The 12,733-nt window shown below is 65.5% G+C and carries 11 protein-coding genes and 1 tRNA gene; 5 read left to right on the forward strand and 7 right to left on the reverse strand.

Annotation, left to right across the window (positions count from 1 at the left end; genetic code table 11):
* The first annotated feature begins 229 nt into the window (after positions 1 to 229).
* The gene (locus tag MLE27_RS05865) at positions 230 to 2,329 is read left to right on the forward strand and encodes a methyl-accepting chemotaxis protein (RefSeq protein ID WP_243311055.1); all 2,100 of its coding nucleotides are present in this window, start codon (positions 230 to 232) and stop codon (positions 2,327 to 2,329) included.
* An 81-nt stretch (positions 2,330 to 2,410) separates the two neighbouring features.
* Here the strand turns inward: MLE27_RS05865 and MLE27_RS05870 are convergent, their stop codons facing one another.
* The 7 genes from MLE27_RS05870 to flgB are packed head-to-tail and all read right to left on the reverse strand — an operon-like array spanning position 2,411 to position 8,300.
* Entirely contained in the window at positions 2,411 to 3,736 is a 1,326-nt protein-coding gene (locus MLE27_RS05870; RefSeq protein ID WP_243311057.1) for a FliI/YscN family ATPase, read from the reverse strand.
* A gap of 4 nt (positions 3,737 to 3,740) precedes the next feature.
* A complete protein-coding gene (locus tag MLE27_RS05875; RefSeq protein ID WP_279355694.1) occupies positions 3,741 to 4,484 on the reverse strand; it encodes a FliH/SctL family protein in 744 nt (247 codons plus the stop codon).
* Entirely contained in the window at positions 4,471 to 5,466 is a 996-nt protein-coding gene (fliG, locus tag MLE27_RS05880) for a flagellar motor switch protein FliG (protein ID WP_243311059.1), read from the reverse strand. The genes MLE27_RS05875 and fliG overlap by 14 nt, the downstream gene beginning before the upstream one ends.
* Before the next feature lie 3 nt (positions 5,467 to 5,469).
* Positions 5,470 to 7,068: a flagellar basal-body MS-ring/collar protein FliF gene (gene fliF / locus MLE27_RS05885; protein WP_243311060.1), complete on the reverse strand. Its 1,599-nt coding sequence runs from the start codon at positions 7,066 to 7,068 to the stop codon at positions 5,470 to 5,472.
* A gap of 26 nt (positions 7,069 to 7,094) precedes the next feature.
* The gene (gene fliE / locus MLE27_RS05890; protein ID WP_243311061.1) at positions 7,095 to 7,436 is read right to left on the reverse strand and encodes a flagellar hook-basal body complex protein FliE; all 342 of its coding nucleotides are present in this window, start codon (positions 7,434 to 7,436) and stop codon (positions 7,095 to 7,097) included.
* Between the two features lie 10 nt (positions 7,437 to 7,446).
* Complete coding sequence (gene flgC, locus MLE27_RS05895; protein WP_243311063.1) at positions 7,447 to 7,884, reverse strand: flagellar basal body rod protein FlgC; 438 nt, start codon at positions 7,882 to 7,884, stop codon at positions 7,447 to 7,449.
* 2 nt (positions 7,885 to 7,886) lie between these two features.
* Entirely contained in the window at positions 7,887 to 8,300 is a 414-nt protein-coding gene (gene flgB / locus MLE27_RS05900) for a flagellar basal body rod protein FlgB (RefSeq protein WP_243311065.1), read from the reverse strand.
* Between the two features lie 392 nt (positions 8,301 to 8,692).
* Between flgB and MLE27_RS05905 the strand changes: the two genes are divergently transcribed.
* From MLE27_RS05905 to MLE27_RS05920, 4 genes are all read left to right on the forward strand, one after another.
* Positions 8,693 to 9,262 carry a tetratricopeptide repeat protein gene (locus tag MLE27_RS05905; RefSeq protein ID WP_243311067.1) on the forward strand — a complete coding sequence of 190 codons (570 nt, stop codon included), beginning with the start codon at positions 8,693 to 8,695 and terminating at the stop codon, positions 9,260 to 9,262.
* Between the two features lie 159 nt (positions 9,263 to 9,421).
* Positions 9,422 to 10,015 carry an IMP cyclohydrolase gene (locus tag MLE27_RS05910; RefSeq protein ID WP_243311069.1) on the forward strand — a complete coding sequence of 198 codons (594 nt, stop codon included), beginning with the start codon at positions 9,422 to 9,424 and terminating at the stop codon, positions 10,013 to 10,015.
* Between the two features lie 94 nt (positions 10,016 to 10,109).
* Complete coding sequence (gene hflX, locus MLE27_RS05915) at positions 10,110 to 11,909, forward strand: GTPase HflX (protein WP_243311071.1); 1,800 nt, start codon at positions 10,110 to 10,112, stop codon at positions 11,907 to 11,909.
* A 29-nt stretch (positions 11,910 to 11,938) separates the two neighbouring features.
* Positions 11,939 to 12,014 (forward strand) — tRNA-Phe (locus tag MLE27_RS05920).
* Positions 12,015 to 12,733: the final 719 nt, after the last annotated feature.

Genomic DNA, 12,733 nt, shown 5'->3' on the forward strand with positions numbered 1-12,733 from the left:
TCGCGGTGGAGACTGGCGGGAGAGGATATACACTTTTGGCTTTCCCGCACAATAGCCGCAACGGCCCGAGAGTGCAATCGTGCGGGTTGCCGCCCCTGGATGGCGGAATCCCTTGTATTATCCGCATGTGTCAGGCTATACAGGCTTGTCCTGATGGCGCATCGGTGTGCGCTGGGGCTTATGGCGGTTTCGATTGCTCGATCAGACCAGACCCTAGAGAGGAAGCTGTATGACGAAATTCTTCAGAGGCATCCAGGGATCGTTGTTCGGCATCGTTTTCATCCTCCTCGCCATCGTCCTTGGGGGCGTGGTCGCCTATGTCTCCTCATCCTCCAAAAGCTCCACTGTGGAGATGCAGACCAGGAACTTCCAGGTGGTCAACGCGGCCATGGCGGACGTCCTGCAGGACTTTCTGTCGCGCTGGCGCTCCGAGGTGAAGTTCCTGGGCAACAGCCAGGCCGCCCTGGACTTCCTCACCAACGACACCGAGGCCACGCGCGAGCGCGTCGCTGAAATGCTCAAGAACCTGACACAGAAGTCCGACCTGATCGAGGCGGCATTCATCTACCCCCCCACGGGCAAGACGGACTTTTTGTATTCCCAGGGCCAGAAAAAGGACAACCTGGACCTGCACGACCGCAAGTACGTGGTGGAGTCCCTGGCCGGAAAGCCCGGCGAGCTTCTGCTGCCCTTCAAGAGCCGCATGACCGGCAACTACCTGGTGGCCTTCGGCTTCCCGGTGCTCAAGGACGGCAAGGTCGTCGGCGGGGTGGCCATCTCCATCACGCTCAAGAACATCATGGACCAGTACATCGACAAGGTGAAGGTGGGCAACAAGGGCTACCCGTACGTCATCAGCAGCGGCGGCGTCACGGTAATGCACCCGGACCGGGAGCTGATCGGCAAGGATCTCTCCGGCATGGCCTTCATGAAAAAGGTGCTGGCAAACAAGGAGGGCACCGACACCTACGAGTTCGAAGGCAAGGAGAAGGTGCAGGTCTGGAAGCACGTGCCCGATTCCAGCTGGATCGTGGGCACCACCGCCTACGAGGAGGATCTGGCCGCCCTGGCCATCGAGCAGAGCAAGGTGCTCATCGGCATTGGGCTGGCGGCCGGTCTGCTGATCCTGGGCGTGGTGATCGCCTTCATCCGCGCCCTGGTCCTCAAGCCCGTGGAGACGCTCATGGACTACACCGAGGCCATCGCCGGGGGGGACCTCGCGGCCGAGGTGGGCGGGAGGCAGCGCTTCGAACTGGCCAGGCTGACCGGTAACATCCGCTCCATGGTGTCGACGCTCAAGCTCAAGATATCAGAGTCCGAACAGGCCCAGGAGGCGGCGCGCCAGGAGAGCCTCAAGGCCTGCGAGGCCACGGAGCAGGCCGAGGAGGCCACGCGCAAGGCTCTCTCCGCCCGCTCGGAGGGCATGCTGGACGCGGCCCGCAAGCTGGAGGAGGTGGTGGGCGTCGCCACCGAGGCGTCTGGCGAACTCTCCATGCAGATCCGGCAGTCCACCCGGGGCGCGGACGAGCAGTCCCAGCGGGTGGGCGAGACGGCAACGGCCATGGAGCAGATGAACGCCACGGTCCTCGAAGTGGCCAGGAACGCCTCCCAGGCTGCCGAAACGTCAGACAGCGCCCGCAAGCGAGCCCAGGACGGCCAGGGCATCGTGGGCGAGGTGGTGGCCAGCATCGGCGAAGTGCAGAATCAGGCCCTGGAGCTCAAGAACGACATGGGTACCCTGGGCAGGCAGGCCGAGGGCATCGGGCAGGTGATGAACGTGATCTCCGACATCGCGGACCAGACCAACCTGCTGGCCCTCAACGCCGCCATCGAGGCGGCCCGCGCGGGCGAGGCGGGCAGGGGCTTCGCGGTGGTGGCCGACGAGGTGCGCAAGCTGGCCGAGAAGACCATGACCGCCACCAAGGAGGTGGGCGACGCCATCAGGGGCATTCAGGAAGGCACGCGCAAGAACATGGACAACGTGGACCGGGCGGCCAAGGCCATCGAGGACGCCACCGGCCTGGCCAGGAAGTCCGGCGACTCCCTGCTGGAGATCGTGCGCCTGGTGGACCAGGCCTCGGACCAGGTGCGCTCCATCGCCACCGCCTCGGAGGAGCAGTCCGCCGCCAGCGAGCAGATCAACCGCTCCATCGAGCAGGTGGCCGGAATTTCGGCGGAGACGGCCCAGGCCATGGGCCAGGCCTCGCTGGCCGTGGAGGAGCTGACCAGGCAGAACCAGGTGCTCCAGGGGCTCATAGACGACCTCAAGTCGGAAGGGGGCGAGGCGCCTTCGGCCCTGCCCAGGAGAACCCTGGCGCTCGTGAAATAGGAAGAATCAAGCCAGCGGGTGAACACGCCCGGGGACGCGGCCACGGCCCGTTCCCGGGCGTCGTTTTTCCGGCGGGCGGGCTCAGCCCGCGGCCTGGGCCAGCAGCCCGTGCAGGGCCGCGAAGGAGCCTTCCAGGGTCTCGGCCTCGCCCACGCTCTGTTGCAGATAGGCGCGGATGGGGCCGATCATGCGCAGGGCCTGGTCGATCTCGGGGTTGGCCCCAGCCTGGTAGGCCCCGATGTTCACCATGTCCTCCACGCGGCGGTAGGTGGCCAGCATGCGGATGACCTCACGCCCGGCCTGGAGGTCCTCCTTGCCGGTCACGTCGGAGCGCAGGCGGCTGATGCTCTTCAGCACGTCTATGGCCGGGAAGTGGCCCTGGTCGGCCAGGTCGCGGGTGAGCACCATGTGCCCGTCCAGGATGGAGCGCACGGCGTCGGCGATGGGCTCGTTGAAGTCGTCGCCGTCCACCAGCACTGTGTAGATGCCGGTGATGGAGCCTGCGGCGCTGCGGCCGGCGCGCTCCAGCAGCTTGGGCAGGTGCGCGAAAACCGAGGGGGTGTAGCCGCGGGTGGTGGGGGGCTCGCCCGCAGCCAGGCCCACCTCGCGCCCGGCCATGGCGAAGCGGGTCACGGAGTCCATCATCAGGATCACGTCCGCGCCCTGGTCCCGGAAGAATTCGGCCATGGCCGTGGCCGCGTAGGCCGCGCGCATGCGCACCAGGGGGCTCTGGTCCGAGGTGGCCACCACCAGCACGGAGCGGGCCAGGCCCTCGGGGCCCAGGTCCTTCTCGATGAACTCCACCACCTCGCGGCCGCGCTCGCCCACCAGGCCGATCACGTTCACGTCGGCCTTGGTGTTGCGCGCGATCATGCCCATGAGCGTGGACTTGCCAACGCCCGAACCGGCCATGATGCCCACGCGCTGGCCCTTGCCCAGGGTGAGCAGGCCGTTGATGGCGCGCACGCCCACGTCCATGGGCTCGCTGATGCGCGGGCGGCTCATGGGCGGGGGAGGGTCGTTGAACAGGGGGTAGTAGCGCCTGGGGTCGATGGGGCCCTTGTCGTCGATGGGGTTGCCGAAGGCGTCGATGACGCGGCCCAGGAAGCGCCTGCCCACGGGCAGCAGGGGCGGGGTGGCCGTGTTGCGGATCAGGCAGCCCTGGCCGATGCCGCGCAGGTCGCCGTAGGGCATGAGCAGGCAGGAGTCGTCCCGGAAGCCCACCACCTCGGCCGGGATGCCCGCATCCTCCCTGGTGGAGCCCTCGGGCAGCAGCTGGCAGACCGCGCCCAGCGGGGCCTTGATGCCCTTGCCCTCGGCGATGAGGCCCACCACCTTGCTCACCTTGCCGTAGGTGCGCACGGGGTCCAGGCCGTCGAGCAGGCTCAGGCAGGCTTGTGCGTCCATGGGGTCAGGGCTGGGCGTCGTCGAAGCCGACGCGGTCCAGCAGGTCGGAAATCTGTTCGAAGCGGGTGTCCACGGAGTTGTCCACGATGCCCGCGTCGGACTCCAGGCGCACGCCTCCGGCCTCCAGGCTGGGGTCCGCCTTGACGCGCCAGTGGCCCATGCCCTGGTGGGCCTTCTTGGCCTCCTCCAGCAGGTGGGCCACGGTCTCCTCGTCCTGGGGGCTGACCAGCACGGTGAAGCCCTTGCGGGTGTCCATCAGGTCGATGGCCTGGTCCAGCAGGTTGGAAAGTATCTCCTGGCGGCGCTGGGAGAGCTCGGTGTGCAGCACCTTCTCCACCGCCATCTTGAGCAGGGCGGCGAATTCCTGACGGTGCACGGCCCACAGCCTGGGGCGTTCCGCCTCGATGCCCTGCATGGTCCCGGCCAGGGTGCCGCCCATGGCGGCCAGCTGGGCCTCGCAGGCCTGGGACGCCTCGACCAGCCCCTGCTGGAAGCCTTCCTCCCGGGCCTGGGCGCGCACGGCCTCGGCCTCGGCCAGGGCCTGCTCCAGGATCTCGCGGGCCTTGGCCTGGGCCTTGGCCCGGACCCTGGCCCAGAACTCCAGCTCGGTCTTCTCGTCCAGGGTCTGGGTCTTGGCGCCCTCGATCTCGTGGACGGTCATCTCGGCGGGGCCGTTGGCCCCGACGCCCATGACCACCCTGGCGTTGCCGGGCAGGAAGCCCTGCGTGGAAGCATCAGATGAAGACATCGCCGCCGCCCCTGCCGATGGCTATCTTGCCCTCGGCCTCCAGCCTGCGCACCGTCTTGACCACGTTCTGCTGGGCCGCCTCCACGTCCGCCAGGCGGACGGGGCCCATGATCTCCAGGTCTTCGCGGATCATGGTGGCCGCGCGCTCGGAGAGGTTCTTGAAGAACTTCTCCTTGAGCTCGTCGGAGGCGCCCTTGAGGGCCTGGGTCAGCTCCTCGTTGGAGACCTCCTTGAGCAGCTCGCGGATGGAGCGGTCGTCCAGAACCTTGACGTCCTCGAACACGAACATGAGGTTGCGGATGTCCTCGGCCATCTGGGCGGACTCCTCCTCGATCTCGGAGAGGACCTCCTCCTCCGTGGCGCGGTCCACCGCGTTGAGGATCTCGGCCACCGCGGGCACGCCGCCCACCTTCTTGCCTTCCTTGCCGCCCATGGCGATGAGCTGGTTCTGCAGCACCCTGTCCACCTCCACGAGCATCTCCTCGGCCACGGCCTCCAGCCTGGCCAGGCGCAGCAGCACTTCGGCGCGCACGCCCGAGGGCAGGTTCTGGAGCAGCTCCGCGGCCTGGTCCGGCTGCAGGTGCCCCAGGATGAGCGCCAGGGTCTGCGGATGTTCGTTGCGCAGGATCTGCGCCAGGATGCGCGGCGAGGTGTTGCCCAGCTCCTGGAAGGGGATGGGGCCGGAGGTGATCTCCAGCGAGTCCATGATGTATTTGGCCGTGTCGGAGTCCAGGGTCTTGCTGAGCATGCGCTTCACGGTGTCCGCGCCGCCCACCAGCAGGTCCTGACCGTACTGCATGGACTCGTTGAACTCCCTGAGCACCTCCTCAACGTCCTCCTTCTCCACGGTGTCGATTTCCAGCATGGCCTTGGAGATGCGGGCGATGTCGCCGCGCTCCATGCGTTTGAACACCTCGGAGCAGAATTTGTCGCCGAGCGCCAGGCAGAGAACGGCGGTCTTTTGCGGTCCGGTCAGGTTCATGGCTTAGGAGGCCTCCTGCTTGAGCCACCCGCGCAGGATCAGGATGGCCTGCTCGGAGTTTGTTTCGAAAAGCTGCTGCGCCAGAATCTTGGCGTTCTCCAGGCGTTTGGAGACTTCCACATGTTCGGTCTCCTCCTCCTCCGGTTCGGCCAGGGCGATGCGGCGCTCGCCCTCGGGCAGGCGGCTGATCTGCTCGATCTCCTCGCGGGTGACGCGGGGGCGGATGAGCGCCATGACCACCGGGCGGACCACCAGCAGCAGGAAGAGGAACACCAGCAGGCCGTTGAGGAAGGGCTTGCCCAGGCGCTGGGCGTATTCCAGCATGTTCTGGGTCAGGCTGGGCTCGGTGTAGAGCTCGCGCTCGCCGAAGGCCATGCTGCTGACTTCGATGGTGTCGCCGCGCCTGGAGTCGAAGCCCACCGCGTTGGACACGGCCTGCTTGATGCGCTCCAGCTCTTCGGCGGACCTGGGGATGAACTTCACTTCCTTGCTGTTCGGGTCCTGAATGTAGTCCACGATAACCGCGACCGAAAGGCGCTGCAACTCCCCGGAGGGGGAGACGATCTCCTGCTGTTCGGAGTCGATCTCGTAGTTGGTCATGCGCTTTTCCGAGGCCTGGTCCACCTTGTTCTGGGTGCCGGAGAAACCGTCGCCCCGGAAGTTGGTCTCGGGCACGGAGCCGTCCACGTTGGCCTTCTGGTTGGTGGAGGATTCCTCGCGCGTCTCGGAGCGCACCACGGTCTTGTTGGGGTCGAAGCTCTGGCGCTTGGTGACCTTCTGGGAGAAGTCCAGGTTGGCCGAAACCTTGGCGATGGATTTGCCGCCGCCCACGATGGGGGTCAGCAGTTCCTCGATGCGGCGCTCCAGGTTGTTCTGGTAGTTGTTGCGGAACTCGAACTGGGAGGAGGTCATGCCGTCGATGCTGCCGCCGTCCTTGGCCTGGTAGACGATCTTGCCGGCCGTGTCGGTGATGGTCACGCGGCTCGGGTCCAGCCCTTCGACGCTCATGGCCACGAAATTGACGATGCCCTGGACCTGCTTGGGCTCGAGCTTGGCTCCGTTCTTGAGCGTGAGCACCACCGAGGCGCTGGGCTTGCGCTGCTCCTCGATGAAGAGGCTGCGCTGGGGCAGCACCAGGTGCACGCGGGCCTTCTCCACTTGGGGGAACTCGCCGATGGTGCGGGCCAGTTCGCCCTGCAGGGCGCGCTGGTAGTTGATGCGCTGCACGAAGTCGGTCTGGCCCACCTTGGTGTCGTCGAAGACCTCGAAGCCCAGGCCCGCGCCGCGCAGCTTGCCGTCGCCGGCGATGCGGATGCGCGTCTCGCTCACGAATTCGGCGGGCACCAGGATGGTCTGGCCGTTGTCCTCGATCCTGTAGGGGGTCTTGGAGGCCTTGAGGTTCTCCATGACGCGCCCCGCGTCCTCCTGGCTCAACTTGGAGAAGAGCACCTTGTAGTCGGGCTGGTTGAACCAGAAGATCATCAGCGCGAAGGCCGCCACCACGGAGACGGCCACGCCCGCGAACAAGACGCGCTGGGCCATGGTGCGGGCGGCCCAGAAGCGGGTGGCCTGTTCCCAGAGGGATTTGAGCAGTGCGGGCATGGGGTGCTTCTCCTTGTGCTAACCGGCTAGAAGGGCATCTTCACGAGTTCTTTGTACATATCCAGAACCTTGTTGCGCACCGTGGAGGTCATGGACATGGCCAGCCCCGCCTTCTGCAGCTGGATCATCAGCTCGTGCACGTTCTGGTTCTCGCCGGTGGCGAAGGAGGAGACCATCTGGTCCTTCTTGAGCTGCTCCGCGTTGACCTCGCCCACCGAGTTCTTGAGCGCGTCCATGAAGCCGGACTTCTGCGCGCCCCCGGTTTTGCCCAGGCCCTGCGAAACGGTGCTTTCCGCGCTGCGGGCGGAACCCTGGGCCTGGCCCAGCGCGGTGCGGTAGGCGTTCATGGCGATGGAGTTGATGGCCATGGCGTCTCTCCTAGCGGCCCATCTCGAGGGCCTTGTTGTACATGGCCTTGATGGTGTTGATGGTGGAGGTTTCGGCCTCGTAGCTGCGGGTGGCCTGGATCATGTTGGTCATCTCTTCCACCACGTTGATGTCGGGGTAGCTGACGTAGCCGTTCTGGTCGGCGTCGGGGTGGCCGGGCTCGTAGACCTGCTTGGCCGGGCGGCTGTCGTTGACCACGCCCGTGACTCGCACGCCCTGGAGCTCCTGGCCCAGGGCTTGGTCCATGGCCTTGCCGAAGGGCGTGACCCTCGTGGATTCGAGCGCCACGGACTTGCGCTGGTAGGGTCCTTGCCCGTCGGCCGTGCGCGTGGTCCTGGCGTTGGCCAGGTTCATGGAGATCACGTTCATGTAGGTGCGCTGCGCGGTCAGCGCGGACCCGCCGACGTCGAGTGCGGTCAGGAAGTCCATGATTACCTGCCTCCATCCATGATGACTTTCTGGATGCCGTCGAAGTTGGATTTCATCACCGTGGTCAGGGCGTTGTACATGAGGGAGTTCTTGGCCATGGTGGTCATTTCCTTGTCCATGTCCACGGCGTCGGCCCCGTAGATGGTGCGGGGCTTGAATTCCTTGAGGCTCTCGCCCTTGTAGGCTTCCACGTCGAAGGTGCCCGGAACGTGCTTGCCGCTGGTGCGGCTCAGGTTGTCGCGCATCTCCTGGGAGCCGATGGCCTGCTGGAGCTGGTTCTCGAACTCCAGAGTGCGGGCCTTGTAGCCGGGGATGTTGATGTTGGCCAGGTTGGACACGACGAGGTTTTGACGCTCCAGGCGCAGGTCCATCACCTTGGCGATCAGGGGGGTGTTGGCTCCGTATAAGTCCGACATGGCGTCGCTCCTTGGGTGGCGGCGGATTTTTCCCGGTGTGGCGCTTGACGCCGCGCCGCCTCGGCACTCTGGCTAGCAACAACCGTTCCAATTGTTAACGCAATGAAATTGCAGAACTTGAATCGCAAAAGCGCCCTCCGGCACGGGAGGTGCTCCCCCTCGCGGCGGGAGAGCCCCGGCGGCGGAAATTGCCTGGAACAAGGCTTGGCACAGGCCTTGCTAAGTGGTTTCCGCCGACTTGCCGGTCCCCGGGAGGGACGTGAACGGCAAGGGCGGATTGTTCGAGGGGAGGCGGGGGCCAGGAGGGTTCCCCACAACGCGCAAGCGAACTGATGAGCGCCAGGCCCGGGAGGGATATCGGCCTGATTGTTCACGCACCGGAGGGGACTGTCATGAGTGGTCATCTGGATTACGAAATCAACAAGGAACTGGGCGAGTGCTACCTGTTCATGGGCGACCTGGAAAAGGCCGAGGAATACTACCTCAAGGCCGCAGGGGCCAACGGCAGCCACCCCGCCCCCTATCTGGGGCTGGCCACGGTGGCCGTGCACCGCAACAACCTGGACGAGGCCTACGGGCACTACCGCAAGGCCGCGAACCTTGAGGCCGGCGACAAGGCCCTGGCCGGCATGGGGCTCATCGAGATGGAGAAGGGCGAAACCGAAACCGCTTTCGACCACTTCAGCCAGGCCCTGGAGTTCAACCCCGAGAACATGGTCGCGCTCTACAGCCTGATCCGCCTGGGGCACGGCACCGGCCGCGTGGCCGAGGTGATGCCCTACCTGGAAGGCTACCTGGCCATCGACCCGCTCAAGCACGACATCCGCTACACCCTGGCGGGCTGCCTGGTGGTCGAGGGGCGCGAGGCCGAGGCCAAGGCCCAGCTGGAGCGCATCCTGGAGCACGACCCCACCCACGCCTGCGCCACTGAGCTCAAGGTGCACCTGGAGCGGGCGGCCTAGCCGGAAATTTTCAACGAATCTCCCCTCCCCCATTGGTTTCCGGTCCGGTTCGCTCCCGGCGGCCGGACCGGGAACCAACCAAAAGCCTGGGGAGGGCCCGGCCCACGGGTTGCCAAGAGCCGCCGGATTTGGCACTGCCAAGCAAAAAGCGAGGCAGACATGGAATTATTGCCTATCCGCAGGGCCATCCTTTCCGTCACCGACAAATCCGGCCTGGCCGAGTTCGCCGCGTTCCTCTCCGGCAACGGTGTGGAGCTGGTCTCCACCGGCGGCACCAAGAAGGCCATGACCGACGCAGGCCTGCCGGTGACGGCGGTCGATCAGGTCACCGGCTTCCCCGAGATGCTCGGCGGACGCGTCAAAACCCTGCACCCCCACATCCACGCGGGCATCCTGGCCGACAAGGACAACCCCGAGCATCTTGAGACCCTGGAGAAATTCAGCCTCAAGCCCTTCGACCTCATCTGCGTGAACCTCTACGACTTCGCCAAGGCCGTGGCCCAGAAGGCCGACCTCAAGGCCGCCGTGGAGCAGATCGACATCGGCGGGCCCACCATGCTGCGGGCCTCGGCCAAGAACTTCCATTCCATCCTGGTTGTGCCCTCCCCGGCGTACTACGGCGAGATCACCGAGGCCCTCAAGGCCAACAAGATGCAGGCACCCCTGGCCCTGCGCCACAAGATGGCCCTGGAGACCTTCAAGGCCACCTCGGCCTACGACGCCATGATCGCGGAGTACCTGGGCCGGGCCTAGTGTCGCAGCGGCGGGCCGCACAGGAGGAGGACCTCCGGCGGCCAAAGGGAGTTCCTCCCTTTGGAATCCCCTCCGGCTTCGCGGGAGAGGCAATATGTCGGCCCCCGGAGCGGCCTCGCGGCCGCTCCGGGGGCTTGACGTTCTCCCGCGCCCCCCTTGCCTCCGGCCCTGGGCTGTCCTACATCAGCGGGGCAGGGGCCCGCTTCGGACGGAGCGCCCCGGGAGGTTCCCCATCGCCAGCAAAGCCCAAGGCAACACCGAAGGACTCAAACCCAGCCAGCTCAAGGCCCTCGAGCGGCTCTACACCCGGCGCTATCCCCCCCAGGCCGGCTACACCCCGGACCAGGCCCGCGAACTGGCGGCCATCTCCCACGGCATCGGCAGGCAGGTGGGCCTGCTCATAGACCGCAAGGGCAGGCCGGACATGGTCCTCGTCGGGGAGCCCCACGCCATCTACATCCCGGAGCTTCCCCGCGCCCGCCTGGGCTCGGGCCGCCTGCGCGGCCTGCGCCTGCTGCACACGCACCTGCACGACGCCGGGCTGGACAAGGAAGACCTCACGGACATGCTCTTCCTGCGCCTGGACTCCGTGGCCGCCCTGACCGTGGACGACATGGCCGCGCCGGACCGGCTCTACGCCGCTCACCTGCTGCCCAAGACGGCCGAAGGCGAGGGCGGCGACCCCTGGGAGGTGCTGCCCCCGGCCCCCTGGGACCGCCTGGACCTCGACTTCGAGGCCATGACCCAGGCCCTGGAGGACGAGTTCGCCCGGCTGGACCAGCCCGTGGCCGGGTCCGAGGCGGGCGTCTCCGACCGGGCCATCATGGTGGGCGTGGGCAGCGCCCCGCGCCTGGAGCTGGAGGCCTCCCTGGACGAGCTGGAGGCCCTGGCCTCCACGGCCGGTCTCAAGGTGACGGGCAGGGTGCTGCAGCGCGTGCCCCAGGTGAACCCGCGCACCATCATCGGCAAGGGCAAGCTCTCCGAGCTTGAGATCATGGCCCTGTCCTCGGGCGCGGCGGTGCTGCTTTTCGACGGGGAGTTGACCCCGGCCCAGATGCGCAACCTGGCCGACCTGACCGAGCGCAAGATTCTGGACCGCACCCAGCTCATCCTGGACATCTTCGCCCAACGGGCCACCTCGCGCTCGGGCAAATTGCAGGTGGAGATGGCCCAGCTCAAGTACACGCTGCCCCGGCTGGTGGGTAAGAACCCGGCCATGAGCCGGCTCATGGGCGGCATCGGCGGGCGCGGCCCCGGCGAGACCAAGCTGGAGGTGGACCGCCGCCGCATCCGCGAGCGCATCACCCGCATCAAGCGCGAGCTGCAGGAGCTGCGCAAGCAGCGCGCCCAGATACGCGACAGGCGGGCCAAGGCCGGGCTGCCTATCGTCTCGCTGGTGGGCTACACCAACGCCGGGAAGTCCACGCTGCTCAACACCCTGACCCAGTCCGAAGTGCTTGCCGAGAACAAGCTCTTCGCCACCCTGGACCCCGTGAGCCGCAGGCTGCGCTTCCCGCAGGAGCGCGAGCTGGTGCTCACGGACACGGTGGGCTTCATCCGCCAGCTTCCCAAGGAGCTCAAGGAGGCCTTCCAGGCCACCCTGGAGGAGCTCGAAAGCGCGGACCTGCTCATCCTGGTGGCCGACGCCGGACACCGCGAGCTGGCCGGGCAGGTTGAGGCCGTGGAGTCCATCCTGGAGGAAATGGAGCTGGATAAGGTTCCGCGCATCCTGGCGCTCAACAAGTGGGACACCCTGGACGAGGACGGCAAGGCCTGGGTCATGGGCCGCTATCCCGACGGCGTGCCCATCTCCGCAAAGGCGCGCCCGAGCCTGGAACCCCTGGTGAATGAAATTTTATCGCGCCTGAAATGGGAAAAGGACTTGCCAACCTGAGCGAAAGCCGATAGACGACTCTTCCTCGCGCCGAGGTAGCTCAGTTGGTAGAGCAGGGGACTGAAAATCCCCGTGTCGGGAGTTCAATTCTCTCCCTCGGCACCACGAGAACACAAGGGGTTACGGTAACAAGCCGTAGCCCCTTTTTCGTTGTGCGGAGAATTTGTCCCAAGCCCGTTTCACTAAATATAAAGTAGGCTAGGGAGGTGGTGCTTGTGGGGAAAAGGTCACACGGCAATTTGAAGGTTGAAACGTTCGACAAGCCTTCCGTGCTGGTGAGGAAGGGAACTCGAGTGCCGCGCTCAATCTCGCCAATACACTGGAGGGAGAGCCCGGAGAGTTCAGCCATCCGTTCCTGAGTCAACTCGCTATGGCGGCGTAACTCAATAATATTCTACCCGAACTGTTTTTGAATGGTGCTCATTTCCTGACTCTAGTGGTAGGTACGGGAAGAATATTGAAGGAATATGCGACGACCGATTATATTTTGCTTGAATCGCAAGCCCGATAATTGCTAATATTGGTCTCGTTGAGGCGGTTGGCGTGGCTTGTGGGGTCGAAGTGAGCAGGCGAACTTTCCGACAAAGAATCGGGCCAAGTCCTTCCGCAGGATCAATCCAGGATGAGTCTGGAAATCGATAATACGATTAGACCTACAACCTAGATGATGGGCTTCAGCGCGGCAGCGTTGTTCATGCGGTAATCCCCCCAATAAAAGGTTGTTCTGAAAAGTAGAATTTTCTCGTAAACCCAGGCGAGGAGATTTTACATGAAGACGTCCCGCTACTCCGACAGTCAGATCCTGAGCATCCTGAAGCAAGCCG

It is taken from the genome of Fundidesulfovibrio agrisoli (assembly GCF_022808715.1).
GTDB lineage: Bacteria > Desulfobacterota > Desulfovibrionia > Desulfovibrionales > Desulfovibrionaceae > Fundidesulfovibrio > Fundidesulfovibrio agrisoli.

Coding starts and splice junctions, on each gene's coding strand:
- MLE27_RS05865 (WP_243311055.1), top strand. CDS start 230: ATGACGAAATTCTTCAGAGGCATCCAGGGATCGTTGTTCGGCATCGTT.
- MLE27_RS05870 (WP_243311057.1), bottom strand. CDS start 3,736: ATGGACGCACAAGCCTGCCTGAGCCTGCTCGACGGCCTGGACCCCGTG.
- MLE27_RS05875 (WP_279355694.1), bottom strand. CDS start 4,484: ATGTCTTCATCTGATGCTTCCACGCAGGGCTTCCTGCCCGGCAACGCC.
- fliG (WP_243311059.1), bottom strand. CDS start 5,466: ATGAACCTGACCGGACCGCAAAAGACCGCCGTTCTCTGCCTGGCGCTC.
- fliF (WP_243311060.1), bottom strand. CDS start 7,068: ATGCCCGCACTGCTCAAATCCCTCTGGGAACAGGCCACCCGCTTCTGG.
- fliE (WP_243311061.1), bottom strand. CDS start 7,436: ATGGCCATCAACTCCATCGCCATGAACGCCTACCGCACCGCGCTGGGC.
- flgC (WP_243311063.1), bottom strand. CDS start 7,884: ATGGACTTCCTGACCGCACTCGACGTCGGCGGGTCCGCGCTGACCGCG.
- flgB (WP_243311065.1), bottom strand. CDS start 8,300: ATGTCGGACTTATACGGAGCCAACACCCCCCTGATCGCCAAGGTGATG.
- MLE27_RS05905 (WP_243311067.1), top strand. CDS start 8,693: ATGAGTGGTCATCTGGATTACGAAATCAACAAGGAACTGGGCGAGTGC.
- MLE27_RS05910 (WP_243311069.1), top strand. CDS start 9,422: ATGGAATTATTGCCTATCCGCAGGGCCATCCTTTCCGTCACCGACAAA.
- hflX (WP_243311071.1), top strand. CDS start 10,110: ATGTCGGCCCCCGGAGCGGCCTCGCGGCCGCTCCGGGGGCTTGACGTT.